This window comes from Serratia sp. (in: enterobacteria) (assembly GCF_051654945.1).
GTDB lineage: Bacteria > Pseudomonadota > Gammaproteobacteria > Enterobacterales > Enterobacteriaceae > Chania.
In genome coordinates, this window is the sequence record NZ_JBOFZA010000072.1 from 808,795 (window position 1) to 835,654 (window position 26,860).

The following is a 26,860-nucleotide window of genomic DNA, read 5'->3' on the forward strand; positions in this document are numbered from 1 at the left end:
TCAAAAATTAGCAACGCCCGTAGTGATCTTTTATGCGGATAACGTCATCGTCACCAAGATAAGAGCCAGACTGAATCTCAATCAATTCTAACGGAATGTTACCTGGGTTTTCTAAACGATGGATAACCGCAACTGGGATGAATGTTGACTGATTCTCGGTAATCAAGAACGTCTTGTCGCCAGTAGTCACTCTCGCGGTGCCGGAAAGCACGACCCAATGCTCAGCACGATGGTGATGCATTTGCAAAGAGAATGCTTCACCGGGATTCACGGTAATACGATTGACGTTAAAGCGCTTCTCGGCAACCAAGATGTCGCAACGGCCCCATGGACGATACACCTCACGATGCCGGCGGTATTCACTACGCTTGTTCTTCTTCAGATGTTCAACAATCTTTTTAACATCTTGAACCTTGGATCTATCTACTACCAGAACGGCATCTTTGGTGTTAACAATCACCAGGTTTTCTACACCTACAGCAGCGACCAGTTTCTCGTCAGTGTTGATGTAGCAGTCACGGGAGTCATAAAGGAAAGTATCTCCGGTTAACGCATTACCCGCCGAGTCTTTCTTGCTTACTTCCCACAATGCCGACCAAGATCCGACGTCACTCCAACCAGCATCCAGCGGAATGACCACCGCATCGTGAGTCTTCTCCATTACTGCATAGTCAACCGAGTCATCTGGGCAGGCAGAAAACGCATCGCGATCAACATTGATAAAGTTTTTATCGCATTCAGTGTTATCAAGCGCATCACGGCAAGCCGCAAGGATATCTGGGCGGAATTTCTCCAGCTCTTCCAGATATCGCTTGGCACGAAACATGAACATGCCGCTATTCCAGTAGTATTCACCGGTTTCGATATAGCTTTGTGCTGTCTCGCTGTCTGGCTTCTCTACAAACCGTTGAACAGGCGCAGCCACCGATCCATTCTTACATTCCCCACGTTGAATATACCCGTAACCCGTTTCAGGCCCAGTGGGGACGATACCAAAAGTGACCAGACTCTTTGCAGCCGCATGTGGCAGTGCCAGGTCAATGGCGCGATGGAATGCTTCGACATCATTGATAATGTGGTCGGCCGCCAACACCAACATGATAGGGTCATTGCCCTGGGCAATGGCATTCAATGCGGCCAGTGCGATCGCTGGAGCCGTATTGCGCCCTACCGGTTCCAGAATGATGTTATGCGATAACATGTCGATCTGCCGAAGTTGTTCAGCAACCATAAAGCGATGATCTTCGTTACAGATTACAACAGGCTCACTGACGCCGACACCATCAAGCCGCTTTAACGTTTCTTGCAGCATTGAATGGATGCTATGCAAACGCAGGAATTGCTTGGGATGGAGCTCACGCGACATTGGCCATAAACGACTGCCAGTGCCGCCTGCCATAATTACGGGTAGTAACATTATTTATCCTTTATTACGTTAAGCTAAAAAGCTTTAAGTAATACAATCACTTAAAAAAAATACGCCAATCGCAGTCTTTAACTCGCTTTCTTAAGTCATCACTCAGTCTTAATCCTCTTGGCAGTCAGTATGTCATTATTCCGATTTTCACCCAAACCGTCATACTTTGTTACATCATGAAGTATAATGGTTGACCGTAGAGGCGAGGTCAAAAAACAACCAAAAAAGCCATTTTACTTACTGCCAGATCAAAAAAGCACGCTACCGCCCTTGGCTCAGCAGCTACCAATAGACTGAAATACGATATAAATTTTACGCTTAGCCCTCACATGCATAGATTTAAGCACATATCAGGGCGCATGATCATTATCCGAACGGTTACTTAACGCCCATTGGATGAAATTTTTGTAGCGTATGCTACCACCTAAGCGGGCAAAACACCTGCACATTGTCCACGCTTTCAGTTTAATCTTAAAATGGTTGTTGATTTATTGAGCTAGTTCCTTGCCTCATCAGCAATCTCATTTTATATCAGATGATTAAGCTGCATTAAATTCAGCATTTTTATAATAAATGCTACATATTGATAGCAGCCTCATCATTATCCAGACGAAAAAAAAGCCCATGAATGGGCTTTTTAAAATGCGTACTCGCTGTCACTTACTTAGTTTTTACTGCCGTATCCCTGTGGATTATTTTTCTGCCAATTCCAGGTGTCACGCATCATCACATCAATACCTCGGCTCACCTCCCAGCCTAGCTCATGACGTGCCAGGTTGGCATCAGCCCAAAACGCAGGCAAATCACCATCGCGACGCGGCAAGATCTGATAAGGGATAGCAACACCTGAGGCTTTCTCGAAGGCATGTACCATTTCCAGTACAGAGAACCCAACGCCAGCTCCCAGGTTATAAGCTTTGAACCCTTCGACCTTATTGAGATGATCCATTGCCATCAGATGACCTTCTGCCAGATCCATCACATGGATGTAGTCACGTACCCCGGTACCATCTTCCGTTGGATAATCACCACCGAAAACGCCCAGTTTCTCCAGTTTGCCGATGGCGACCTGCGAGATGTAAGGCAGCAGGTTATTAGGAATGCCATTGGGATCTTCACCTATCAGGCCAGATTCATGAGCACCAACCGGATTAAAGTAACGTAACGCAATGATCGAGAACTGCGGCTCAGCCTTGGCGAAATCCTGCAAGATCTGCTCAACCATCAGTTTAGATGTACCGTACGGGCTAGTCGTACCACCAATAGGCGTGGTCTCAACATAAGGTACTGGGGAGTTAGCCCCATAAACGGTGGCTGAGGAACTGAAGATAAACTGGTGAACTCCGGCACGACGCATCTCATCCAACAGCACCAGGGTGCCAGAGACGTTGTTCTGATAATACTCTAACGGTTTGCGGGTTGACTCCCCTACCGCCTTGAGGCCAGCAAAGTGGATCACCGCCGAGATACGGTGACCATCAAAGATGCGGTTCAGACACTCCGGATCTTGAATGTCGCCTTGGTAGAAGATGGCTGCTTTGCCTGTTAGCTGCTCCACACGGTGCAGTGACTCTTCGGATGAGTTCGATAGGTTGTCTAGGACAACAACCTCCTCTCCACGCTCCAGCAGAGCCAGAACGGTGTGGGAACCGATGTAGCCGGCTCCGCCGGTGACTAGAATTGCCATCTGAACTCCTTGCAAGCGCCTGATGCGCTGAAAATGAATATTTTGAGCTGCTATTCTAACCTTCCGGTCACTAAGAGTATTGAGTCATGGTAAATATTTTGTTCAAAAAAAAGGCCACATCTCTGCAGCCTTCTCGAAGTCTTCCGTTTCAAAGTCATTCACCATGCCCACAGCGTCCATCATAGTTGCGTGGAAACCCTTAGATGAATTTAACAGTACTTAGGCTGAATGGTAATAATCTCGTCAATGCGATCCTTCCAGGGGGACAAGATGACACCTTGGTTTTGTATTTTTTCGCAGTTAAGCACAGAGTACTTTGGTCTTCTGGCTGGCGTAGGATACTGTGACGTTGTAATCCCATTAACTATCGGCGACTTGGCTAAAACGCCGTGCTTGATTGCGGAGGAAAAAATAGCTTCAGCAAACTCATTCCAAGCTACCGTTTGATCGCCACAGAAATGATAGACTCCACCTGCTGATTTCTTCTGCAAGAGCACGATAATTGCCTGAGCAATATCGCCCGCATAGGTAGGGCAACCAAACTGGTCAGATACCACGCCTAAAGAGTCACGATCCTGCGCAAGCCTTAGCATGGTTTTAACGAAATTATTTCCATACTCACTAAAAACCCAGGCCGTACGAATAATCAACGCATCAGGTTGATGGTGGCTAACCGCAATCTCGCCGTCCAGTTTAGTTTTGCCATACACCCCTAGCGGATTAGTTGATGCGGTTTCAATATAGGGGGTAGTCGCCTCACCATCAAAAACGTAATCCGTAGAAACATGCACTAGGCGAGCCCCCACTTCGTTGGCCGCCAAAGCCAAATTCTTCGGGCCCACTTCATTAATTAATGCAGCGATTTCGTGGTCAGTTTCTGCTTTATCAACTGCAGTGAATGCGGCAGCATTCACAACAACATCAGGTCGATAATCAGCTACAGCACTCTTTACCTTGTTAAGATCAGTGATATCAAGCACATCTGCATCAGTTGCCCACACATCCCACCCGGCGGGTAAGCAATCCTGGAAACAATTACCCAGTTGTCCTTTCGCACCAGTTAGTAAGATTCTCATAGTCCCAGATCCTTGAATAACTTGCCGACTTTATCTTTTTCTGACAACAATGGATTATCGATAGGCCATTCAATACCAACCTGCGGATCATTCCATAGTAGACAACATTCTTGTGCTGGATTGTAATAATCGGTGCATTTATATTCGAAATCGGCAACATCAGAGAGCACAACGAAACCATGAGCCAAGCCAGGCGGGATCCAGAACTGGTTCTTGTTTTCCTCAGAGAGGATAACCCCCTCCCAAGTGCCATAAGTTGGAGAGTCAGGTCGAATATCTACTGTCACATCAAATACTTCACCACGCACAACACGAACCAGTTTGCCTTGAGGATTTATCTTTTGGAAGTGAAGTCCACGCAATACACCATACGCAGAACGCGAATGGTTATCCTGAACAAAATCGAGGTCAATATCTAACATCTCTTGATAACGTTTCTTTTCAAACGTCTCGAGAAAAAAACCCCGTGCGTCGCCAAATACTTTGGGCTGGATGATTTTCACACCATCAATTTTTGTGCCTATCACCTGCATCTTATAACTCTCCGATCAGACGTGATAAATACTGGCCATAAAGTGTTTTCCCAAGCAATTGAGCCTCTTCGAAAACTTGCTGACGTGAAAGCCACCCCTTGCGGAAAGCGATCTCTTCCAGACAAGCAACTTTAAAACCCTGTCGTTTTTCAATGGTATGAATAAATTGTGATGCTTCAATCAGGCTGTCGTGAGTGCCAGTATCCAACCAAGCAAACCCGCGTCCAAGCAACTCAACATTCAGCTTACCTGCGTCCAAGTACATTTGATTAAGCGTAGTGATCTCTAACTCACCACGGTGGGATGGTTTAACCTGCTTGGCCATTTCAACGACTTCATTATCGTAGAAATATAAGCCGGTAACCGCCCAGTTAGACTTCGGCACTGCTGGCTTTTCTTCAAGGGACAATGCGCGGAAATTGTCGTCAAACTCAACCACTCCAAAACGTTCAGGGTCCATTACCTGATAACCAAACACCGTGGCTCCAGCATTTTTTTCGACCACGCTTTCAAGCTTTTTACCAAAACTTTGGCCAAAATAAATATTATCCCCCAGGACCAACGCACAGCGGTCGCCATTGATGAATTCTTCACCAATCAGGAAGGCTTGAGCCAAACCATCTGGGCTTGGCTGGATAGCATAACTCAGGTTGATACCAAAACGACTTCCGTCACCCAGTAAGCGCTGGAATGAGGGCATATCATCGGGTGTGGATATAATCAGAATGTCACGAATTCCGGCCAGCATGAGTACCGAGATAGGATAGTACACCATCGGTTTATCATAAATTGGCAACAGTTGCTTAGAAACACCACGAGTAATAGGGTACAGTCGAGTACCTGAACCACCCGCGAGTACAATTCCTTTCATTTCAGATTCCTAAATTAGATTAACGGGTTAAACCCAGACGCTCACCGGCATAAGAACCATCTTTAACTCGGCCCCACCACTGCTCATTTGCCAGATACCACTCTACTGTCTTGCGAATGCCGCTCTCAAAACTTTCTTGCGGCCTCCAGCCCAGATCACGCTCAATTTTCGAGGCATCAATAGCATAACGCATATCATGACCAGGACGGTCAGTCACAAAGGTGATCAAATCTTCATACTTAGCTAAATTGCCAGGCTTATTTGGAACCAATTCGTCCAGTAAAAGACAGATGGCCTGCACCACGTCTATATTCTTACGCTCGTTATGACCGCCAATGTTATAGGTTTCCCCGATGTCACCCTCACAAACAACCTTGTACAAAGCCCGTGCGTGATCTTCCACATACAACCAATCCCGAACTTGAGCACCATTACCGTATACCGGTAAAGCTTTACCCTCCAGCGCATTAAGGATCGTCAACGGTATCAACTTTTCAGGGAAGTGATAGGGTCCATAATTGTTTGAACAGTTGGTCACAATAGTCGGTAAACCATAGGTACGCAGCCACGCTCTGACAAGATGATCGCTTGAAGCTTTCGAGGCTGAGTAAGGGCTACTTGGCGCATAAGGCGTAGTTTCCGTAAACAGGTCTTCCGTCCCATGCAAATCACCATAAACCTCATCGGTCGAGATATGATGGAAACGGAAAGCTTTTTTAGCCGCCTCATCCAAAGCTAACCAATACTGACGAGCTGCTTCTAGAAGAGTATAGGTGCCCACAATATTGGTTTCGATAAATGCAGCAGGACCATCAATGGAACGATCAACATGGCTCTCGGCTGCTAGGTGCATAACCGCATCAGGCTTGAACTCGGCAAATACACGGTCCAATTCATTACGATTACAAATATCTACATATTCAAATTTGTAGCGCTCACTACTAGCAATTGTGTCTAAAGACTCTATATTCCCAGCATATGTCAGGCTATCTAAAATCAATATTTGATCTTGGGTATTGTTAATAATATGACGTGCAACGGCTGAGCCAATAAAACCGGCACCACCAGTAACTATAATTCTCATACGACCCTCTATAAATAGCGCAATGCAGAAACTTTATTGACACTAGCTTATCTTTAACGCTTTTATATAGACGAATATCGTCACTAGATAAGCCACACTCAGAAAGAAAAACAAAATAAATTTATTAATGGTTTTAAAAATAAAACAATTTTTAGTAAAAAAGATCTCACCGTGACAAAATAAAGATATTTTTAAAACTAAAACACGAACAATACATAACACAACATACTAATAATTAATAACTATAAAAGCATAGCTAATACTTCCTTAGTCTTTTCTTGCATTAAAACAATATCAGCACGAGATTCAACATTCAATCGTACGACAGGCTCAGTATTTGATGAACGCAAATTGAAACGCCACTCTGGGAATTCAATGCTAATCCCGTCAGTATAGTCTATTTCGCCGCCTAGTCCGATGTAGTGGTGTTTGACTTTATCGATTGAGATAGCTGGTTCAGTCAACTTAACGTTAATCTCGCCTGAAGATGGATGGGCTGCGATACGATCTTTAACCAGTTGACCAATAGTTTGCCCTTTGACACAAACCAGTTCGGCAACAAGCAGCCATGGGATCATACCGCTGTCACAATATGCAAAATCACGAAAATAGTGGTGTGCACTCATTTCACCACCATAGATGGCATCTTCTGCACGCATACGTTCTTTAATAAAAGCGTGGCCGGTCTTCGACATCACCGGCTCACCGCCCGCCTGCGTCACCACATCGACGGTATTCCAGCTCAAGCGCGGATCATGGATAATCTTCGCACCAGGTTGTTTTTGAAGGAAAGCTTCAGCTAGCAAACCAACAATGTAATATCCCTCTATAAACTCACCGTTTTCATCAAACAGGAAGCAGCGATCAAAGTCCCCGTCAAATGCAATACCCATATCGGCACCATGTTCACGCACTGCGTTGGCCGTATCCGCGCGACACTCGGTTAACAATGGATTAGGAATACCGTTGGGGAAAGTACCATCGGGTTGATGATGAACTTTGATTACCTCAAGCGGAACATTATGCGCTTTTAGCTGAGCTTCAATTGCGTCAATCACATGACCAGCAGCGCCGTTACCAGAGTTAATCACCAACTTAAGTGGCTTGAAGTTTGCTATGTTGATGTAAGAAAGCACATGCTGTACGTAATCTGCCAATACATCCTGTTGAACATAGTGACCACGAGCTGATAACGGAGCAGGGAATTGATTTGCTTCAGCCAGATCTTGGATAGCGCGCAAGCCAGTATCACCACTGATAGGGCGAGAACCTTCACGCACCAACTTCATACCGTTGTAATCGATCGGGTTATGGCTCGCAGTTACCTCAATACCACCATCAGCTTTAAGGTGCGAAGTGGCAAAGTAAATCTCTTCCGTACCGGTCGTACCAATATCGATTACATCAGTACCTGCATCTTGCAATCCTTTCGCCAAGGCCAGCTTCAAACTATCGCTGGTAAGGCGCACATCGCTACCCAACACAATCGTCTTGGGTTTTAAGAACTCGCCATAAGCGCGCCCAATGCGGTAAGCGATATCCTCATTAAGTTCTTCACCTAATTTACCGCGAATGTCATAAGCCTTAAAACATGTTAGCTTTTTCATTTCGGACCCTTTAGTTAAATCCTACCATACCGGTCATGCAAACGTTCAATGTCGTCTTCCCCCAGATAGAAACCAGAACGCACCTCAATTATTTCAAGATCGATTTTCCCTGAGTTTTCCAACGAATGAACGCAGCCAGCAGGAATAAAGGTAGACTGATTCTCTGAAAGCAAAAATTCTTTATCTCCAAGGCTCACTTTTGCAGTGCCACTCAACACAACCCAATGCTCGGCGCGATGAAGATGACGCTGCAGAGATAGACCTTGTCCTGGGTGAACAATCAATTTTTTAACTTGGAAATGTTCACTATTATCTATATCGCAGATGGTGCCCCATGGACGGTAGGAAGAAGAGTGTTGACGGTAATGATGAAGGTTACGCTTCTTCAACTCGTCAACGACTTTCTTGACATCCTGTACCTGATCTTTAGCTGAGATCAGCAATGCATCATTGGTATTGATAACAACAAGATTATCTAGACCAATGGTAGCCACCAAAGCAGACTCAGACGAGATGTAGTTATTACTGGAGTTAATGGAGATAATTTGACCAACGTTCACGTTGCCCTGTGTGTCCTTTTCTGACACTTCCCATAATGATGACCATGAGCCGACATCACTCCAACCTGCATCGATCGGGATCACAACTGCATCACTAGTTTTCTCCATTACTGCATAGTCGATAGAGTCACTAGGGCAATGCTCGAACGTTTCTTGTGCCACTCGAATAAAGTTCATATCACGCTTACTTTCATAAACGGATTTTTGAGTATTGGTGAAAATTTTAGGGCTGAATTGTTCCAACTCTTGCAGGAATTTGGCCGTCTTGAACATAAACATGCCACTATTCCAGCTATATTCGCCACAAGCAAGATACTCTTGTGCCTTTTCAAGGCACGGTTTTTCAACAAAAGAATCCACCTTGAAACAACCGTCGGATAAGTTACTACCGCGCTTAATGTAACCATAGCCCGTTTCAGGATGCTCAGGGATGATTCCAAAAGTAACAAGATTATTTTGTGAAGAAAACTTATGGGCAGTTTGAATTGCAGAGTGGAAGTTATCCAGTTTTTTGATTAAGTGGTCCGCTGCTAATACCAATAAGATGCTATCAGGATCCCCTTCCGCTGACAGGTGTGCGGCTAGAGCCACGGCAGGGGCAGTATTACGCCCTACAGGTTCTAAGATGATGTTGGTTGCTAGTTGATCAATTTCACGTAATTGCTCTGCAACAAGAAAACGATGGTTTTCGTTGCAGATAACCAACGGCGCGCCAATCTCTGCTCCATCAATCCCAGAGAGGCGCTGGAGAGTTTGCTGTAGGAGGCTAAAACCACTGTCATCAATTGAAAGAAATTGTTTGGGGAATGATTCTCTAGACAGGGGCCAGAGGCGACTTCCTGTACCACCTGCCATAATGACAGGTATGATTGTTGACATTAAGTAATCCTTTTAAGATACCTTTTACCATCAGATCCTATAGTTTAGTAAAAAACGTCAGATCATGTAATTCATTCTGAGCCAACCAGTTAAATAAAAATCACCATGCAGAATTTTAATTTCGTTTCTGACAGTGCGCATTAAACCTTGCACTTACTTGCCTCTGTATTTCCTAACCAAAGCACAGTTCTAATTAGAATAAAATCTAACATTAGTGGATTAGTTCATGCAAAATAATTCGTACCTCAACAACGGCTAACTTGTCGCACTTCTATTCATATTTTTTAGCTTAAGCGAATTACCTATTGAACGCACCAGAACTAGATCAAACAAACAAAAATTAGCAAGTTCACCTCTCGACAAGTTACTGAGCACACCAATCCAACTTCATTTTTCAATAGATGGCCTATAAAACAATAACCGTAGACGCTTTTATTCATTATACCGTAATCATCATAGAATTCTTGTCATAGGCATTTAGATAGCATCCTATTTGTGCTTTATTAACGATCTGTTTGCTGAAACTACTGTGCTTAAATGCTTTTTAACATGATCTAAGGGGGTCAACTACACCGGCCTAACAACACCAGTCATTACTGCTTCATAGCACTTCTGGTTTTCGCTATAAGCTCAAGAGCATATTGATAGAAAAACGATTACTTTTTGATTTAACACTGAAAATAAGATCATATAATGCTTGTTAAATTTTTATATCTACAGTAAGTAACAAACCATAGTTTGGACTAAAAAACTCATGGGAAAAATTTAGTAAGTGAGTTTCTAATCATTTCTTTCATTCCTGATTCTGAATATTTATGAGCAGTTAATAAGCCTAATTCGACATATTTTTCTCTTTTTAATTCAAGGCGTTCTATTGCATTTTTCCATGATAAGGCATCATCGGGCTGAACATATACCGCCGATTTGCCAAGTATCTCTCTGAAAACAGGTATATCTGATGCTATGACGGGTGTAGAAGATGCCATAGCTTCTATCGGGGGAATGCCAAACCCCTCGTCAATTGAAGGATACACAAGGCACCAAGCATTGCTTAACTCTTGTTTTAGTTCATTGAAAGAAAGATTATGAATAAAGGTCACACAATCATTCAACTCATTTTTATTAACAAACGTTTTTAACTCTTCATAATAAGATGTTTTTGCACATATTATGCGTAATTTGTACTTATGCTTCCAAACATCCGAATTGTTAATAAAGGAATGGATATTTTTATGTTTCCAATTACAACCTACTGCCAAAATAGATTTCGATCCAGAGCTATCTGACTTTAAAAAATCTTCTTCTTTGATAGAATTATAAATTACATGGATATTTTCAGGTTCAAGATTATAATTTTCGATTAACTGTTTTTTAACTGAATTTGAAACTGTATAGACTGCCAAACAATTTCTAGCAGTCCGCGGGAGAATATATTTAAAATAGACTTTCTGAAGAAAACTATCGGGGTAAAATAACGGCCTAAGATCATGAATAGTTATTACTTGATGTTTAATGAATGGTATTGCATGATGTGTAGTAGATATTATAATACTCTTTTCTCTCTTAATTTTAAAAGCTAATAAAAAATTATAAATCATAAAAATAATCGGTTTTACCTTCGAAACCTTTGAAGTGCTGGATACGCAATCTGGTATTTGAATAATAGAGTCTGTATATCGATGAAAAAACTCAGCATGATGCTTTGGACAAATAACACCATTGACGTGACCTATCTCATGAACCGAATGTATGAAAGACTTAGTATAATTCCACATTCCAGTACCTTCTTTACCAAGCTTTGATACATTGATTATTACCTTAATGGCCTTCACTTTTGAGACACTCCATTCGCTTCAATATAAAATTATGATACGTTCTAATTGCTAAACAGACGATCTTTTTTAGGAAACTCTATTGTTTGAAAAAACATTTTTCAAAGCAACTTTACACGCTCAGAATCTTTTATCTTAAAATAGCCAGCACATGCAATTATGAATGATAAATAAAGCATAGATGTTGGGTCATAAAAGAGGTGACCTGAGAAAAATGAAATTGCTAACGTGGAAATGGCAAGTGGAATCCACATAGTAGGACCTCGTCTTTCCCAAAATATCATAAAGATTATAGTCATATATATCAAAGCACCAACAACGCCGAAAAATAATACTAAATCAAAAAAGTCCATTTCAATAAGATAAATTTGAGGTTTGGCTCCTTGAAAGCCAAAAATGATATTTTCTAAATTCGCAGAGCTTATCAAAGGGGAGAATTTATAAAATAAAAAATTTAATCTACCAGACAGTGCTGAATTCCAAATTTTTTCATTCGTCACTAGCCCCGATAGCCCCATATTAATTTCCGCATAGAATGCAAAAGCAATTACAACAGCAGTTAGTAATAGTTTTTTAGCTAAAGATTTTGCAAAAATTAACACAAAGAAAATAAATAGCGCTAAAAGAATTGCTTTTGTTCCTAAAATAAAACATGTTGCAATACCAAAAAAGAGTTCAATGGGTGTCTTTGATAAATACTTGTATCTCCAATAACTATTAGCCACCCCAAATAGAAAGAAAAATGATGCATTATTTTGTTCCGGAATTAAACCACTATAACCAAATCGTTGATCTACCCAACCTGCATCTAAATCCATGATATGTCCATAGGTACGTAAAATTTCTATACCAAAAGCAAATCCAATCCATGCTAAAATGCAATTAACAATGAAAATCAAGGAGAAAATATCAGATACTTTTTTTGTTTGAATAAAACACAATGGAAATATGACAAAAATCAAACCAGAAAAATATCGTAATGACGCATAAATTTTACTCGAAAATGGTTCATCACTTAACCATGCCGAAGAGAATAGAAAACCTGAAAACAAACAAACAATAAGTAAAAAGAATAAAAAAATAATTCTATTCGGCTTCTTTATTTTCTTTTGGGAAATATAGAAGTAAAGTATTAAAATACATAAAAAGAAAGCAAGTATCGATTTAACAATATATCCAACTCTACTTTCTTGTAATGAGCGCAGATATTTATCCGCTCCATCAATAAAAAAACCTAAAATTATTATTAACGGCAGTATATTTTCATTTATAGTTGACGTCTTCAAAAAAAGCTCTCCAGAGTTCTTATATCTTACTTCCTACTCGAACAGTAAGAATGCTTCTATTTTAGTAGATAGCTCTTGTTCACTATCAAATAAATCATCTTTATTCAAGTACTCTATCATACCATCTTTGTTTGAAGAAAGTATCGGGATTCCTAGTTCCAAGGCTTCTAGCATAACGAGTGGGACACCTTCAAAACGTGAAGGTATAACCAGTAAGTCAGCATTATGCGCGTCTTCCCATGGTTCTGATTGCCACCCTAAAAAACGAGTTTTCAGCCAAGGTGTCAACATCTTACACCGATGCCTGAAATCCTCTGCATCTTCTCCATCCCCGATTATATTTAGTTCTACAATATCTCGAAATTTCACATCTAATTTACTAAGGGCATTCAATAAAATATCATGACCTTTCTGCCTATAACTAATTCTGCCTATAATAAAAATGCTAAATAAATCACAATTAAGTGCTGCATCTTTCTCCTTTCTGGCACGTTTGAACTCATGAAGGTCGCGCGTATTATTCCGAATAAGTTCAACATTACAACCTGGTGATAACAGATAAAGCTGGTCTTTAAATATGGTAGATATTGTTGCAAACCGTTTTACTTTCTTATAAAGAGAAGCATTTCTATAGTCACGTAAAATAGCAAGCTTCTTACCCATTACTTTAGCTGAGTGAGTAAATGGCAAGTAAGACATAAAAGACACGTTGGCTTTAATTGCTGCCGCAACATATGTTGAGCCAATTTCTATATCACCTTGAACATAAAAAATTTCCGTATGAGGAACTTTGTTAATTTCGGAAAGAAATTCAGCCGCCTTTTTAATCAAATGGTAATTTAAAACGGAATGAAGGAACTCAAAGCGCGGTTGATTAAATGGCAAAAAGATGATGTTAGAGCTTGGTAATTGAGTATTGTTTAGCAACGAGAGCAATTTAGTATTAGAAGGCTCGATTAAACATTTAACATCTGCACCGAGACTTGTGATAGATCTAATTATCTCTAAAGCCATTAACTCATGGCCACCAACGATTCTTGCAGGGAAAAGAAAAACAGGGCTATCACCTAAGACTTTTAGCCAATGAATCGAACTAGACTCATCAAATTGAATCTTTGCCATTATTTATTACCTTTGACCACTGTTTACTGACAGACTGTATTGAGTATTTTTCTACAGATGCCCTCGCTCGCTCTCTCATATCAAACCAACTAACATAATCCTCATTGATATTAATTAATAATCCTTCCATTTTATCTACCATGCCAACCTCAGAAATAATGACTCCATCCTCTCCATCGTTTATAATCCCTCTTGGACCAATATGATCCGTAGCAACGACAATAAGGCCACAAGCCATGGCCTCGATCAATACAAGTCCAAATAATTCTTCCCAACCATCAATTCTTTTAGAAGGTAAAAGTAAAACATCGTTGGTTTTAAATATATTCGCAAGAGCTGACTTATCACCTATCTGCCCCAATATGCTAACGTTATCTAACCCTTGAAGATTCCTGGTTAGCTCTTGGAGCTCAACCCCACTGCCAACGAAAGTAAAATGGTGAGAATCTTTCAATTTGTGAGCTAATTGAGCAATTTCATAGACGCCTTTTTCTTTAACCATCCTCCCAACATATAAAACTTTAGTAACACATTTTTCAAAGCATATTTTTTGAGTAAAAAAATTATTAAAAAGCTTAAGATCTACTGCATGCGGAATAACGTTAATGGAGTATTTACAATCTAAATTAACAGCTAAACTATCAGCTACGGGTTTAGTTACACAAACGAAATTAAAATCAAGTTTATTTATCAGATAATTAAAAAAACGCATAAAAAACTTAGTCAATGGACCATATTTACTAGGAACATTTTCGGTCCACCAGTACGGCCACGATGTATGGTAAATGACTTGATTATTAATAGCTAACATAGAATACATGAAAAACCTGAAATTATATGGCGCAATACCTAATATAATAACATTGTCGTGCATAAAAGGCATTTTCAATCTAAACCATAAATTATTCCAAGCGCGAATTAAAGTTTCTTTATTTAAAGTACGCTTTACGGCTGCCGCTAAGAGCCGTCTAAACACAGAAGTCTCGCGATATACTATATTTCCTATGACCCCCTCTTCTTTTAAAAGCTCCACACCTTGGAAATATATCCTTCCGTCAACATCATGTAAAATAATGATACTGTCCTTTTTGTTTTTTTCTTTTTCAACCATAATATATTCTATTTCCTAGTAATACAAAGGTCTAGATAGTCAACGCACGTACACCACCAAAATTATTAATCATTAACTTACCTGATTCTTTTAGCTAAAAAAAACTTAAGCTCTCGATAATTTCTTAGAATAACAAAAATAAATAGTACTAACCAATATATGAAGATCTCGTTTTTTATTGACTCGCCAAGTAAAGCTGAACATGAAGCACCAAATATACAAAGGAAAGTGAAAAAATACATTTCGAAACGGGGTATAACTTTCCAAGTTATAATTGAAAACTCAGTTCGTAGAATAAAGAAGAACCAAAAAGTCACACACGTACTTACAGCAGCTCCAGCTGCACCAAACGTTGGCACAAGAAGAAAATTCCCAACTAAATTTACTACAAAAGCTAACAATGATGCCAGCATAGAATATGATGTTTTTTTGCTGATACTTATACCAATAACAGTGGTTTCAGATAAAGTATAAAGTAATGGATAGCCTAAACATGCAACTAGAATAAACTTAACATCTCCATAATTGGTAGGCAAGAAAAAATCTACAATCCATGATAAAAGCCCACAAACGCAAAATATGCATACAACTGCAACTAGCATATAGCGAGAGGCTTTATTGACAAGCTCTAGCGCCCCATCACCAGTATTCAAAACTTTATATACAATAGGAGCCCAAATTGTAGAGAAAACACTTTGTATAATCGTTGCCGCACTGGCAAAACTAACTGCGACAGAAAAGATAGCAAGTTGTTCAAAATTTGACATTGCCCGTAAAAACATTCTATCTGCTGCAGTAACCCCCCAAAATGCAAGGCCTCCGAGGATAAGTGGGTATCCAAATGAAAGCATTGTTTTAATTTTTTTTATGCTAAAACTCGACCGTAACGCAGTAAGCCAATCGTCTTTTGTATTCAAGGCGAGTATTAAAAAAACAAATCCAAAACCAATCATATTAGCAATTATTAACTGCAAGAAATCATGTTTTTTTACGAAAAAGTAATAATTAATAATGACGATAATTATCACTAACTTCGGAATTAGTAGGCTTAAAGAATAGGCCATCCCTTTTTCTTTCATACGAAGGATCAGCGACAAAAACCTAGATATAAAGGTAAAGATTAATATCAACATGGTTAATACGCTAAAAACACTGCTATCCTCATCGAATAACAATAGCGATAACCTAGATGGTTGAAATAAAAAGGCAATACATGTTAATAAAAGAAGAAAAAAACCTGGCGCAATGGCTGACTTTAACAACACGCCTTTTTCGGGCGACTCATGATATTCCCGTACATATGATTGATCAAGTCCCAAACTAAAAAGTAACACGCAAAAGGAAATTGCTATATTCAACATACTCATCCGACCTACATCTTCTGGAGAGTATAACCAAGTAATTAGCGGTAATGTAACAAATCCCAATACTGCACTTCCTATCGGGCCAATGGCGAATGATGCAATCTTCTTAATGTTCAAATTTGCTCTCTTTTATTTATTATTGGCTCCAATAATTTATACGTTTTTTCGACTAGAGCTTTACTTGACCATATTGAATCCAAAATATTTCTATTTAATTGAACGTCTCCATCAGAGAGTCCAACATTAAGATGATCATGATTTTCACTTAACTCCTGAATCGTGAACAAAATCATACCTATGCTTTTGAAATATTTGTATGTCGGATTTTCTTCACGTAGAAAAACTTTCGCTCCCAAATATAACATAATAATTATATTCCCTACGGCTTGTTGTCTCACATGATTCATAATTACAAAGCCGCATTGGTTTATTTTCTTCATATACTCGATAGGTGCCATAAAATCAATCAATGGTGAAAAATTGCCCCCTAATAAAACCTCACCTATGTTTCTTAAATCGACACTATATGAAAGATCTCCATAGCTTAGAGGAACAACTATTTCCCTATAGTTAAAACCAATTTTTTTCAGTAAATCAAATGCTTCCAAATGATTATTGGTACTTGTTGCACTGTTGCCTACAAGAATATTCTCTTTAGTAAAGTTCGATTCTTGTACGTTTCTAACATAAGTAGATAACTCGCACTCAGCAGGTGCATAATTCCACCTTGCTAACTTAGGAAAAGACTTCCAATTCCCAACATGCTTTAAAACATCATATTCGGTCGCAATTACAGGAGAAAAATAATCAATCCTCTCAATTAAGCGTCTAACCCTATTTTTTGAATTGAGTAAATCTTGGATCCTCTGTTTAATTCCCTTTTTTCTTTTTTCCTTTGCATTCCTATTTTTCTCAAACTCTCTAGTTCTGACCAATAATGAATTATTGTGTGGATCTATTATATCATAGTAGTCATATCCCCAACCAATCCAGATTATTGGAGTATTGATATCAAGGCGTTCTATCGTGCGGAACCAGGCGCTATTAAGTGAATGTAAAATGAGAACATCAAATTTATTGATATATTTTTTATTTACCCCCAACAGCATATCTGTTGAGTTAGCACTATATTCTATATCACGCTTAATATATTTTGCTGGCCCTTTTTTTGTATATGCGCATATCTTGTTCTGCCCAGGAAATGCACTTTCAAATGTATCGAGCGCTCGGTCGATAAATTTCTCATCAGGACAAAGATGTAAAATATTTAATTTTCCATTTTTTTGCATATGACTATTAAATTTCATCCCCTAAATATCCTGTTCTAATTTAAAAAGTACTCTGGCTCTCTGTATTCCTTTCATAACAGCCTTTTACACTCACTATAAACACTTCAAAAACCTTATTTATTAAACTTAACGTATCAAGGGCTACAATATCTGGACAAATTGCCCCTAGAAACAATCACGCTTCCTCACCAATACGACTCCCCAACAGCCATAATATACATGATGACATTAATTACAAAATAGTCGTACAAAGGCTAAAAATCTCTAAAATGAATTCAACCCCAAAGATTAAAATTTCATCACATTACATAGAATGTCAAATATTTTGTATTATTTCAATAATACGCTTTTGATCTTCCCTTTTCAATGATGGATATATTGGTAGACATAATACTCTTCGAGCGACATCATTCGCTATTGGTAAGTTGTCTTGTGATGCTGATTTCATACTTCTGTACATTGAAAACTCACTAATTAGGGGATAGAAATATCGCCGAGAGTAAATCCCATTCTCCTTCAAATAATGATAAAGCTGCTCCCTATTCATTTTAAATTCATCCTCAATAAGTATTGGGAAGTATGAGTAGTTCGCAACTTCTTGACCTGCGTGAGGAACGATTTTTATTCCACTTATGTTTTTAAGCCCATCCCTGTAGTAACTATCAATTTCCTTTCTTTGCTGAAGAGCCTGATCTACATGATTCAGTTGGAGAAGTCCAAAAGCAGCATTAATCTCACTCATCTTACCGTTGATGCCTGGAGCTACTACAGTAGTTTCATTAACAATTCCAAAATTCTTGAGATTGTTTATTCTGGTTTTGGTTTTTTTATCTGGACATATTATTGCCCCACCTTCAAAAGTGTTGAAAACCTTTGTTGCATGAAAACTTATTGCACTCAAATCCCCATGTCTTAATATACTTCCACCTTTATCTGTCACACCAAATGCATGGGCAGCATCATAAATCACCTTTAGATTATAATTATCTGCAATTTTTTGTATTTTTTCTACATCACATGGATTGCCATAACAATGAACAGGCATAATTGCAGTCGTTTGTGGTGTTATCGCGGCCTCTATTTTTTCAGGATCAATATTTAAAGTAATCGGATCAATATCTACAAAAATTGGCTTAATGCCATTCCACAAAAGAGAGTGTGCAGTTGCAACAAAAGAATAAGGAGTTGTAATTACTTCACCAGTGATACGTAATGCTTGCAATGCAGTCAGGAGCGCAATTGTACCATTATTAAAAAGTGCAATTTCGTTTACACCAAGATATTCACAGAGAGCACATTCCAATTGTTCATGCATTGGCCCACCATTAGTAAGAATCTTATTCTCCCAAATTTTTTCTAAGTAAGGTATAAACTCCTTTAACTCAGGCAAATATGGTTGAGTAACAAAAATATCTTTATTCGACATACCAGTCTCCTTGAGGGGTAATAAATTTTGATAGTAACCAACTGAAAATAACAATTTAACATATAATTTAAACTGCTTAATAAAAATGAAACCGTCAATTTATTAATAAGCTGATTTATTTATGAACCCCTTAAAAACAGTTAAGATAATTATTTTAAAATCTAGCCAAACACTCCAATTTCTGATATAAAAAAGATCGCACTCAACTCTTTTTTCCATTTTTTCCAGCGTATCAGTTTCACCACGCCATCCACTAATTTGAGCCCATCCTGTAATACCCGGTTTCATTTTATGACGCAGCATATAACCTTTAATAATTTTTCTATATTGTTCATTATGTGCAACTGCATGTGGCCTTGGTCCAACGATCGACATATCACCCAAAATCACATTTATGAACTGTGGTAATTCATCCAGAGATGTTCGACGTAAAAAACCTCCGATTGGTGTTAACCTGGAATCTCCTTTTTTGGCTTGCTTAATTTCATTACCATTCTCCATAACAGACATACTTCTAAACTTCCAAACCTTGATCGCTTTCCCATCGATTCCATAGCGAGTTTGCTTAAAGATAATCGGTCCTGGAGATGTAAATTTTACAAGTAAAGCTATTAATAACAGAACTGGAGATATAAAAATAAAAATTAGTAATGAAACAAGAATATCCTCAATACGTTTAATCAGCATATTGATACCACTCATCGGTGAATCGAATAATGATATAACAGGAATTCCATTTATTATCTCACTATGCGATTGCAACAAGTTGTATGTAAATACATCAGGAACAAGCATTACAGTGCAGGTGGCGTCGGATAATTCTGACAATATGTATTCGATAGATTCATTATCCTGCATTTTCAATGCGATATAAACTCTATCAAAAAGTCCTTTCTTAGCATCGTTAATTAGATTATCAATGTCACCTCTATGTTGCATCTCTGAATAAGAATCTGGGGCAGATTCATTCTTTGAAACATAATAGCCTAATAAATTAAAGCCCAACCATGGCGCCTTTGTAATACTTTCTGCCAGATGCCCCCCTGAATGGCACCCTCCAACAATAACAATATTACGGGTGTTATAACCTAACTGCCTTAAGTATCTGATAACCGAACGGATAAAAACCCTACTTAAAACAAATAAAATAGTCGATGTAATATACCACAAAAAATAAAAGTATACGCCAGAAGTGATTGGAGTGAGAAGTGCAAGAATTCCCGTTGAGAAAATAATACTCAACGTCCAATTTCTAATTAAAATTTGTAATTCTAAATATATACTCATCCCACGCCACGAGCGATAAAAGTCGGTAATTCCCCCAATCATCTGAAAAACAACTAATGCAGTTAAGGCCATAATACAATGAGATTCAGTGATGCCTCCTTTAGTTATAACACCTGAAAATATCATACTTGCGAACATAATCAACGTATCAGATAGTCGTTGAGCAATCGATATCATTGAGGCATTAGTCTGTAACATTCCTCTGCGTAAACTATTCATGCATCTCTCTCTAATTATATTTACCTTTAAACGCGATACTTAGCACAAGTTAAAGTATAATTATTCTATTATTTCATTCATCCCAATATCTTTTATGCATACTTAATTTCTTTATATACTTATTGGGTATTTTTTTATAATTCTGTCCAAGTTTATATCCGAATAGCTTAAGAGCATTATGTAAACAAGCTCTTGGAATCCAACTTGGATGTTCTTTTAATAATGTCATAAACTCAGAAATTATAAATTTTTTACCTTCTCCTCCAGCTCCACCAAAAGCCTCTCTTATCCATTTTTCATCATGATGGAATACTCCGATATCAAAATAACGCTTAAACTCCTCGAGGGGCGTATAGTTATGTGAGTGCTTAACCGCTGATTCGGCGACATAAGCAACTTTATAACCAGCAAGAACAGCTTTTGCTGCCAGGTACATATCCTCGCTAAGAATTGTATTAGAGGGAAAACCCGCTAATTCTTTAAACACATTGATACGGTAGGCAGAAAACGAGTTTGACGTAAATACGGTTTTAATGCCATATTTTTGTTTATCAGATAACCCTACTGAGTGACTATCTCTCCCATAATTGAACATACGGGCATGTCTTGCTATAGGATTAGCATTATCATGTGGTAGTTGTCGGCCATATGCTATTGCAACAGCGGGATCCTCGAAAGAGGATACTATTTTTGAAATGTAATGTTCTTCTGGTATTGCGTCTTGTGTAAGAAATATTGCAATATCCACATCATTTATAGACTCTATAGAATCGATTGCAAGATTTCTTGTACCACCATGATTAAATGCTTTTTTATCAATTTTAATTAATTGAAAACTATTACTCTCACTTATCTCTCTAGTATTATCATCGCTCGATGAGTCAATGGTAAGTACATACTCGCAATCATATTTTTGTGCTGATATTGCGGAACTTACTGTTCTCCACAACTCGCCACCATTGTAGGTTGGAATAATCAATATCGACTTCATTTTTCCTCTAAGATAATGACTGAAATTCATTAGAAATAAACTATTTATTAATTTATTTTCAATTTACTTAGTAGACTCGATCTTCTGTATAATATATGTGCTCAGGTGATTTCATAAACAACAATATATTAATCTATGTAATGCTGAAATTAAAGCCGCTATATAATAACGGCCTTATAAAAAATTTCCAAATTTATTTTTGCAATTTCTTACTTATCTGACTTGTACTCATATGCATAATAATTATAACTCCCATAGCCATAATGATTTGCGGCACGTTTCATTATTGCATTCAGAATTACACCTTTTATTTCGGTACCATTTTGCTCAAATCTTCGCATACTTACTTCGATTTCTTTGAGAGTATTTACTTCAAAACGAGCAACAAGGAGTGACGTTCCGACCTGTCGACTAATTATCGCAGCATCAGTTACAGCAAGAATTGGAGGCGTATCTAAAAGAACCAAATCATAATTTTTTGAAGCCCATTGTACAAAGTTGGCAAAGTTATTATGCATTAACAATTCAGAGGGGTTCGGAGGTATCTGCCCACGAGATATAAAATGCATGTTTTCTATTTGTGTATTGCGTATAACTTTTTCAATCGAACTCTGCCCGGATAAAATGTCAGACAAACCATTATTTGCATCTGTACCCATTAGTTCATGTGCGTAGCCTTTGCGCATATCACAATCTACGATGAGTACTTTTTGGCCTGATTGAGCAATCACAGCCCCCAAGTTTACACTAATAAATGTTTTACCAATTGCCGGACTTGCTCCCGATATCATCAACAGATTATTTTTTGCCTCCATCATCGCAAAATGCAAACTTGTCCTTAAACTTCTTATCGCTTCAATTGCCAAATCTGTTGGATTACCTAACGCTAAAAGCTCTGTTGACCTGACATTACTTCTCTTATTTCGGGATAGGAACTCGCGATCTTTTTTCTGTTGCCACTCAGAAAGAGGTACGCTAGCATAAACATTGATTCCTAACTCTTCTAATTGCTCAGGACTTTCAATTCCTTTATGCAGCAATGCCTTAAGAATCACAAAAGAGGTGGATAATACTGCACCCAATATTAATCCCAACAAAACAACCAGTGTCTTTTTAGGTTTAACTGGTTTCAATTGAGTCACAGCCGGATCTATTATTCGAACATTTCCTACTGTACTAGCCTTATTAATACTTAATTCCTGCTGCTTGTTCAGAAGTTGCATATAGACTTCTTGCCCAGCCTGAACATCGCGAGTTAGCCGCAAAATTTCTTGTTGCGTTTTAGGCATTCCACCCACACGCTTATTTAGCTTGTTTCGTTCTAGCTCAAGCGTATGTCTTTTTTCCATCAAAGCACGATAAGCTGGATGTTCTTTTGTATATAACTTTGAAATCTCAGCTTCTTTAAATGTGAGTTCATTTAACTGAGTTTCTACCGCAACCATCGTCTCCAGAACAGATTTAGCTTCAAGGGAAAGATCAACCGATTCGTTTTGCTGTCGATATAAGTTCAGCTTAGTCTCTGATTCATTCAGAGAATTTCTAACATCTGGAAGTTGCTCTTTTAAAAACTCTAGGCTCTTACCTGCCTCTTCAGATTTTCTTTCAACATTTTGTTGTAAATAATTTTGGCTAATACTATTTAGTATCTTATTTATCTCTTGCGGATTACTGCCTTCCATGCTCAATAATAATACACCTGTATCCTTACCTTTATCTTCGACTTTAAAACCATCGAGCAGATTATTAATAGCCGTTAACTCATTTAACTTTTTGACTTTAAAAACTGTTCCAGCTTCTGCCGATATATCACTTACGAGCAAAGTTATGCCATTGTTTTTTTCTAACTTCCCCTTAGTTCCAACAAAGTCAACTACTTCACCGGCGGTTATTTTATATGATTCTGGGCTTAAAACAGTAAGCTCAATTTTCTCATCCTGCCATCCTTCAGGAACATCTAGGCGTGATATTGCAATTTCACCTGGTTTTTCATCTAATATTCTTGCCAAGCCTTTTCCAAAAAATGGAAAGTATTTTTGCTCAATAACTGTATCTAATGATAGGTCCCGTATGGTTTTCCCTATTACCATTCGAGATTTAATCAATTCTATTTCAGCTACTGATTCTGGTTTAGCCTCCGGAAGCATGCTTGAAATATCATTTAGGAGTTTATTTCCAGAGCTTTGCTCAACCTGAATCAGGGCGTCAGCCTTATAAATTGGCGTAGTAAACATAACGTAGAATAAACTAATTGTTGCAAACAGTACTGTCACACCAATTATTAACCATTTATTGTCAAGCAATGTACCCAGCAAACGGCCTAAATCAATTTCATCCGAATACGTTTCGGACGTCTTTAAAGAAGTTTTCTCTGTCATAAGTTTCTCTAGCTACTCACTTAGCGACTTAGTGCCTCTGCCCATTTTTGGGCAGATTTCTCTAGCTGGGAATATACAAGTTCAAATGTTTCCCGGCTTCTACGATATGGATCTGCAATTTCTTGCTGACCTAGCCAATGCCCGAATAGCATGGTTTTTCCCCTAACTTCAGGAACTAAACGGCACACCGCATCAACATGCCTTTTCTCCATTACTAAGATTAAGTCATATTCCTCACACATCGCTCTTGTCAGTTGCTGCCCTTCATGTCCTTCTAGGGATATGCCATGTAGATTAGCGACTTCTGTAGCCATTCCATCGGCGGGTTTTCCAACCAATGCTCCCAGCCCAGCTGAGTTTATTTTTTTATTTGGGACATTTCTTTTTAAAAGTCGTTCTCCTGTAGGAGAACGGCAAATATTACCAACACATACAACTAATATTGAATTAAACATTAAATACCACCTCTATGACTACTAAGGCCAATTTCTTATACGCAATGTGGTTTCGCTCAGATCATTAAACCCAGATATTGTTGGTATTAATTGACCAATTACTCGGTTCCAACGCACTATTGGAGCTGTAGTAACATAAACGATATCATAAGGCTGCAAGTGGAATTCAGTCCCCATTACCATTGCTGCTGCATCTGCAGCATTTAATTGATAAATACTAGCAAGCTTATCGCCCTCAGTACCACGCAGTGGCCGGATTACAAACACACCTGTTGCATCTGCATAACTCTGATCCATACCCTCAGCATTGCCCAATGCCTCAGTAAGTGTCATCCCACTCCGATCCATTTTAAGCGTAGATTGTTTCTTCACTTCTCCCATAACAAACACTTTCAAATCGTCATTACGTGGTATGTAGAGGATATCGCCTGGATACAGGAGATGATTCTGCATTAAATCTCCACGTTGCATCAATGCCTGTAATGAAATCCGTTGTTCTTTACCATTGTGTGTTAGTACCACATTTCGCCAATCAGCGTTTTCAGAAAGTCCCCCGGCGGCGTTAATTGCATCCATAACAGTTAATGGCACGTTGGTAATCGGCTGCTGGCCAGATTTTTCAACTTCTCCCGTCACATAGACTTTCTGAGAGCGGAAGGCCGCAATACTCACATCTACCTGTGGGCTTTCAATATATTGTGCCAAACGGCTAGATATTTCTGAACGTATCTGAGCCATAGTTTTCCCGACAACTTTTACCTTACCAATGTACGGGTAGAAGATAGTTCCATCAGCATTCACCCAGTTACCGGTATCACTGGCACTACGGTATTGGCCAGCCGGGGTTGTCAACTCAGGATGATCCCAAACGGTCACCATCAGTACATCACCCACACCAATACGGTATTCATAACTTTGCAGGTCACGTTCCAAGGCTGGGTTGTTCTGCGCGATAACGGGTTTTGGACGCATTTTGTCAACCAAACTCGGTGTCATTGGGTATATATTCACCAACTTGTCCAAGTCAAAATTGCTATCTTCCTGCTTAACAACGTTTTTGCCACTGGTAGAAAGGTGAGTGCCAGGGACCACAGTGCAACCGCTGATCACGCTGATCGATACCAGTAGCGGTATCAGTTTCCATTGTTTCTTTGCCATCGAATTTTCATCACTTTCAAAGTAAGTAAACTAGCAACGCTAGGCACCTGGCCAACCATGGCCGCCTGGGGTGGTGCTTAGCAAAATTTTTTTGTTTGCGCTATGTATAGCTGTCCAGCGATACATGCATGAAAGCACTCATTGAGCAAACGTTAAGCCTGGGTTTGCTAAGATGCTGACTCAAACTCACAGTGAGTGGCGCATGCACCAGGAGTGTTTTCATGTGCGAGCGGTCTCGGTCAGCCAAAAGGCCCGCGAGACATCCGCAGGCCCATAACTATAGAGACTTTTCTGCCTTATTTCAGTACAAATTATTACAACTTCAGCTGCTCAGCCCATTCACGGAAGGCCTTGCCCTGTGTAGGGTGGCGCAGACCGTAGGTCACAAAAGCTCGGAGATACCCTAGCTTCTCGCCGCAGTTGAACGACTCCCCTACCAACTCCATCGCCTCTACTGGCTTGTGCTTCAGCAGTTCGGCAATCGCGTCGGTCAGTTGGATACGGCCCCAGGCGCCCGGCTGGGTTTTTTCCAGAATCGGCCAGATGTCTTCACAGAGCACATAACGACCTACGGCAGAATAATTGGATTTCAGCTGCACTTCACGGCTTGGCTTCTCAATGATCGAAGTCATACGTGAGCTTTCCCCTGGCTTGAGGGTTGTAGTCTCACATTCAGCCACCGAGTAGTCATACAGTACATTTTCATCTGCGGCTTGTACCAATACCTGGCTCAGCCCGGTCTCTTCAAAGCGGGCAATCATATGCGCCAGGTTGTCTTTGTGCATATCGGCCTTGGCGTCATCCAGCAACACGTCCGGTAGTACCACCACAAAAGGTGAATCGCCTACCAGCGGTTTGGCACAAAGTACCGCGTGCCCCAACCCTTTTGGTTGGCCTTGGCGGACGTGCATCAGGGTTACGCCCTTCGGCGTGATGGATTTAACTTCTTCCAGTAGTTGACGCTTCACACGCGCTTCAAGCATTGCCTCCAGCTCATAAGAGGTGTCGAAGTGGTTTTCGATCGCGTTCTTGGATGAGTGGGTAACCAAAATGATTTCATTGATCCCGGCCGCCACGCATTCGTTGACGATGTACTGGATCAACGGCTTATCGACGATAGGCAACATCTCTTTCGGGATTGCCTTGGTCGCTGGCAACATGCGCATGCCCAAACCAGCAACAGGAATGACGGCTTTTAACTTCTTCGACATGGTGATCCTCTTAAAAT

At 39.5% G+C, this 26,860-nt stretch carries 21 protein-coding genes; all 21 read right to left on the reverse strand.

Annotation, left to right across the window (positions count from 1 at the left end; all coding sequences use genetic code 11):
- Positions 1 to 7 precede the first annotated feature (7 nt).
- The 21 genes from ACRDCA_RS14275 to ACRDCA_RS14375 all read right to left on the reverse strand — a co-directional run bounded on the left by ACRDCA_RS14275 (position 8) and on the right by ACRDCA_RS14375 (position 26,843).
- Entirely contained in the window at positions 8 to 1,417 is a 1,410-nt protein-coding gene (locus ACRDCA_RS14275) for a mannose-1-phosphate guanylyltransferase/mannose-6-phosphate isomerase (RefSeq protein WP_199063809.1), read from the reverse strand.
- Between the two features lie 664 nt (positions 1,418 to 2,081).
- Positions 2,082 to 3,104 (reverse strand): UDP-glucose 4-epimerase GalE, encoded by a 1,023-nt coding sequence (gene galE, locus ACRDCA_RS14280; RefSeq protein WP_438690094.1) that lies wholly within the window; start codon positions 3,102 to 3,104, stop codon positions 2,082 to 2,084.
- Between the two features lie 209 nt (positions 3,105 to 3,313).
- The gene (gene rfbD / locus ACRDCA_RS14285; RefSeq protein ID WP_438690095.1) at positions 3,314 to 4,180 is read right to left on the reverse strand and encodes a dTDP-4-dehydrorhamnose reductase; all 867 of its coding nucleotides are present in this window, start codon (positions 4,178 to 4,180) and stop codon (positions 3,314 to 3,316) included.
- Positions 4,177 to 4,713, reverse strand: a complete 537-nt coding sequence (gene rfbC, locus ACRDCA_RS14290) for a dTDP-4-dehydrorhamnose 3,5-epimerase (protein WP_141131782.1) — start codon at positions 4,711 to 4,713, stop codon at positions 4,177 to 4,179. The genes rfbD and rfbC overlap by 4 nt, the downstream gene beginning before the upstream one ends.
- A gap of 1 nt (position 4,714) precedes the next feature.
- The gene (gene rfbA, locus ACRDCA_RS14295; RefSeq protein WP_141131781.1) at positions 4,715 to 5,584 is read right to left on the reverse strand and encodes a glucose-1-phosphate thymidylyltransferase RfbA; all 870 of its coding nucleotides are present in this window, start codon (positions 5,582 to 5,584) and stop codon (positions 4,715 to 4,717) included.
- A 19-nt stretch (positions 5,585 to 5,603) separates the two neighbouring features.
- A complete protein-coding gene (gene rfbB, locus ACRDCA_RS14300) occupies positions 5,604 to 6,668 on the reverse strand; it encodes a dTDP-glucose 4,6-dehydratase (RefSeq protein WP_438690096.1) in 1,065 nt (354 codons plus the stop codon).
- 242 nt (positions 6,669 to 6,910) lie between these two features.
- Positions 6,911 to 8,275, reverse strand: coding sequence for a phosphomannomutase CpsG (gene cpsG / locus ACRDCA_RS14305; protein WP_438690097.1), 1,365 nt, complete (start codon positions 8,273 to 8,275; stop codon positions 6,911 to 6,913).
- A 14-nt stretch (positions 8,276 to 8,289) separates the two neighbouring features.
- Positions 8,290 to 9,714, reverse strand: a complete 1,425-nt coding sequence (locus ACRDCA_RS14310) for a mannose-1-phosphate guanylyltransferase/mannose-6-phosphate isomerase (protein ID WP_438690098.1) — start codon at positions 9,712 to 9,714, stop codon at positions 8,290 to 8,292.
- Between the two features lie 752 nt (positions 9,715 to 10,466).
- Positions 10,467 to 11,546 carry a glycosyltransferase family 4 protein gene (locus tag ACRDCA_RS14315; RefSeq protein ID WP_438690099.1) on the reverse strand — a complete coding sequence of 360 codons (1,080 nt, stop codon included), beginning with the start codon at positions 11,544 to 11,546 and terminating at the stop codon, positions 10,467 to 10,469.
- Positions 11,547 to 11,647: 101 nt separating this feature from the next.
- Positions 11,648 to 12,832: a hypothetical protein gene (locus ACRDCA_RS14320; RefSeq protein WP_438690100.1), complete on the reverse strand. Its 1,185-nt coding sequence runs from the start codon at positions 12,830 to 12,832 to the stop codon at positions 11,648 to 11,650.
- A 33-nt stretch (positions 12,833 to 12,865) separates the two neighbouring features.
- Positions 12,866 to 13,954, reverse strand: a complete 1,089-nt coding sequence (locus tag ACRDCA_RS14325) for a glycosyltransferase (RefSeq protein WP_438690101.1) — start codon at positions 13,952 to 13,954, stop codon at positions 12,866 to 12,868.
- The gene (locus ACRDCA_RS14330) at positions 13,935 to 15,065 is read right to left on the reverse strand and encodes a glycosyltransferase family 4 protein (protein ID WP_438690102.1); all 1,131 of its coding nucleotides are present in this window, start codon (positions 15,063 to 15,065) and stop codon (positions 13,935 to 13,937) included. The genes ACRDCA_RS14325 and ACRDCA_RS14330 overlap by 20 nt, the downstream gene beginning before the upstream one ends.
- A 77-nt stretch (positions 15,066 to 15,142) precedes the next feature.
- Positions 15,143 to 16,546, reverse strand: a complete 1,404-nt coding sequence (locus ACRDCA_RS14335) for a lipopolysaccharide biosynthesis protein (protein WP_438690103.1) — start codon at positions 16,544 to 16,546, stop codon at positions 15,143 to 15,145.
- The gene (locus ACRDCA_RS14340) at positions 16,543 to 17,736 is read right to left on the reverse strand and encodes a TDP-N-acetylfucosamine:lipid II N-acetylfucosaminyltransferase (protein WP_438690104.1); all 1,194 of its coding nucleotides are present in this window, start codon (positions 17,734 to 17,736) and stop codon (positions 16,543 to 16,545) included. Before ACRDCA_RS14340 ends, ACRDCA_RS14335 begins: the two co-directional genes overlap by 4 nt.
- Positions 17,737 to 18,034: 298 nt before the next feature.
- Positions 18,035 to 19,144: a DegT/DnrJ/EryC1/StrS family aminotransferase gene (locus ACRDCA_RS14345; RefSeq protein ID WP_438690105.1), complete on the reverse strand. Its 1,110-nt coding sequence runs from the start codon at positions 19,142 to 19,144 to the stop codon at positions 18,035 to 18,037.
- A gap of 102 nt (positions 19,145 to 19,246) precedes the next feature.
- A complete protein-coding gene (gene wcaJ / locus ACRDCA_RS14350; protein WP_438690106.1) occupies positions 19,247 to 20,650 on the reverse strand; it encodes an undecaprenyl-phosphate glucose phosphotransferase in 1,404 nt (467 codons plus the stop codon).
- A 73-nt stretch (positions 20,651 to 20,723) separates the two neighbouring features.
- On the reverse strand, positions 20,724 to 21,641 hold the full coding sequence (locus ACRDCA_RS14355) for a glycosyltransferase family 2 protein (protein ID WP_438690107.1): 918 nt from the start codon (positions 21,639 to 21,641) through the stop codon (positions 20,724 to 20,726).
- 209 nt (positions 21,642 to 21,850) lie between these two features.
- A complete protein-coding gene (wzc, locus tag ACRDCA_RS14360) occupies positions 21,851 to 24,019 on the reverse strand; it encodes a tyrosine-protein kinase Wzc (protein ID WP_438690108.1) in 2,169 nt (722 codons plus the stop codon).
- Between the two features lie 20 nt (positions 24,020 to 24,039).
- Positions 24,040 to 24,474, reverse strand: coding sequence for an arsenate reductase/protein-tyrosine-phosphatase family protein (locus ACRDCA_RS14365; protein WP_438690109.1), 435 nt, complete (start codon positions 24,472 to 24,474; stop codon positions 24,040 to 24,042).
- A gap of 21 nt (positions 24,475 to 24,495) precedes the next feature.
- Positions 24,496 to 25,632 (reverse strand): polysaccharide export protein, encoded by a 1,137-nt coding sequence (locus tag ACRDCA_RS14370; RefSeq protein WP_438690110.1) that lies wholly within the window; start codon positions 25,630 to 25,632, stop codon positions 24,496 to 24,498.
- A gap of 314 nt (positions 25,633 to 25,946) precedes the next feature.
- Positions 25,947 to 26,843, reverse strand: a complete 897-nt coding sequence (locus tag ACRDCA_RS14375; protein WP_438690111.1) for a sugar phosphate nucleotidyltransferase — start codon at positions 26,841 to 26,843, stop codon at positions 25,947 to 25,949.
- Between the last annotated feature and the right edge of the window lie 17 nt (positions 26,844 to 26,860).

Excerpts from the sequence above, each read along its gene's own strand:
- ACRDCA_RS14365 (WP_438690109.1), bottom strand. The coding sequence starts at position 24,474 with ATGTTTAATTCAATATTAGTTGTATGTGTTGGTAATATTTGCCGTTCT.
- ACRDCA_RS14275 (WP_199063809.1), bottom strand. The coding sequence starts at position 1,417 with ATGTTACTACCCGTAATTATGGCAGGCGGCACTGGCAGTCGTTTATGG.
- rfbA (WP_141131781.1), bottom strand. The coding sequence starts at position 5,584 with ATGAAAGGAATTGTACTCGCGGGTGGTTCAGGTACTCGACTGTACCCT.
- rfbD (WP_438690095.1), bottom strand. The coding sequence starts at position 4,180 with ATGAGAATCTTACTAACTGGTGCGAAAGGACAACTGGGTAATTGTTTC.
- ACRDCA_RS14325 (WP_438690101.1), bottom strand. The coding sequence starts at position 13,954 with ATGGCAAAGATTCAATTTGATGAGTCTAGTTCGATTCATTGGCTAAAA.
- ACRDCA_RS14370 (WP_438690110.1), bottom strand. The coding sequence starts at position 25,632 with ATGGCAAAGAAACAATGGAAACTGATACCGCTACTGGTATCGATCAGC.
- galE (WP_438690094.1), bottom strand. The coding sequence starts at position 3,104 with ATGGCAATTCTAGTCACCGGCGGAGCCGGCTACATCGGTTCCCACACC.
- ACRDCA_RS14375 (WP_438690111.1), bottom strand. The coding sequence starts at position 26,843 with ATGTCGAAGAAGTTAAAAGCCGTCATTCCTGTTGCTGGTTTGGGCATG.
- cpsG (WP_438690097.1), bottom strand. The coding sequence starts at position 8,275 with ATGAAAAAGCTAACATGTTTTAAGGCTTATGACATTCGCGGTAAATTA.
- ACRDCA_RS14330 (WP_438690102.1), bottom strand. The coding sequence starts at position 15,065 with ATGGTTGAAAAAGAAAAAAACAAAAAGGACAGTATCATTATTTTACAT.
- wcaJ (WP_438690106.1), bottom strand. The coding sequence starts at position 20,650 with ATGAATAGTTTACGCAGAGGAATGTTACAGACTAATGCCTCAATGATA.
- ACRDCA_RS14310 (WP_438690098.1), bottom strand. The coding sequence starts at position 9,714 with ATGTCAACAATCATACCTGTCATTATGGCAGGTGGTACAGGAAGTCGC.
- wzc (WP_438690108.1), bottom strand. The coding sequence starts at position 24,019 with ATGACAGAGAAAACTTCTTTAAAGACGTCCGAAACGTATTCGGATGAA.
- ACRDCA_RS14340 (WP_438690104.1), bottom strand. The coding sequence starts at position 17,736 with ATGAAATTTAATAGTCATATGCAAAAAAATGGAAAATTAAATATTTTA.
- rfbB (WP_438690096.1), bottom strand. The coding sequence starts at position 6,668 with ATGAGAATTATAGTTACTGGTGGTGCCGGTTTTATTGGCTCAGCCGTT.
- ACRDCA_RS14355 (WP_438690107.1), bottom strand. The coding sequence starts at position 21,641 with ATGAAGTCGATATTGATTATTCCAACCTACAATGGTGGCGAGTTGTGG.
- rfbC (WP_141131782.1), bottom strand. The coding sequence starts at position 4,713 with ATGCAGGTGATAGGCACAAAAATTGATGGTGTGAAAATCATCCAGCCC.
- ACRDCA_RS14345 (WP_438690105.1), bottom strand. The coding sequence starts at position 19,144 with ATGTCGAATAAAGATATTTTTGTTACTCAACCATATTTGCCTGAGTTA.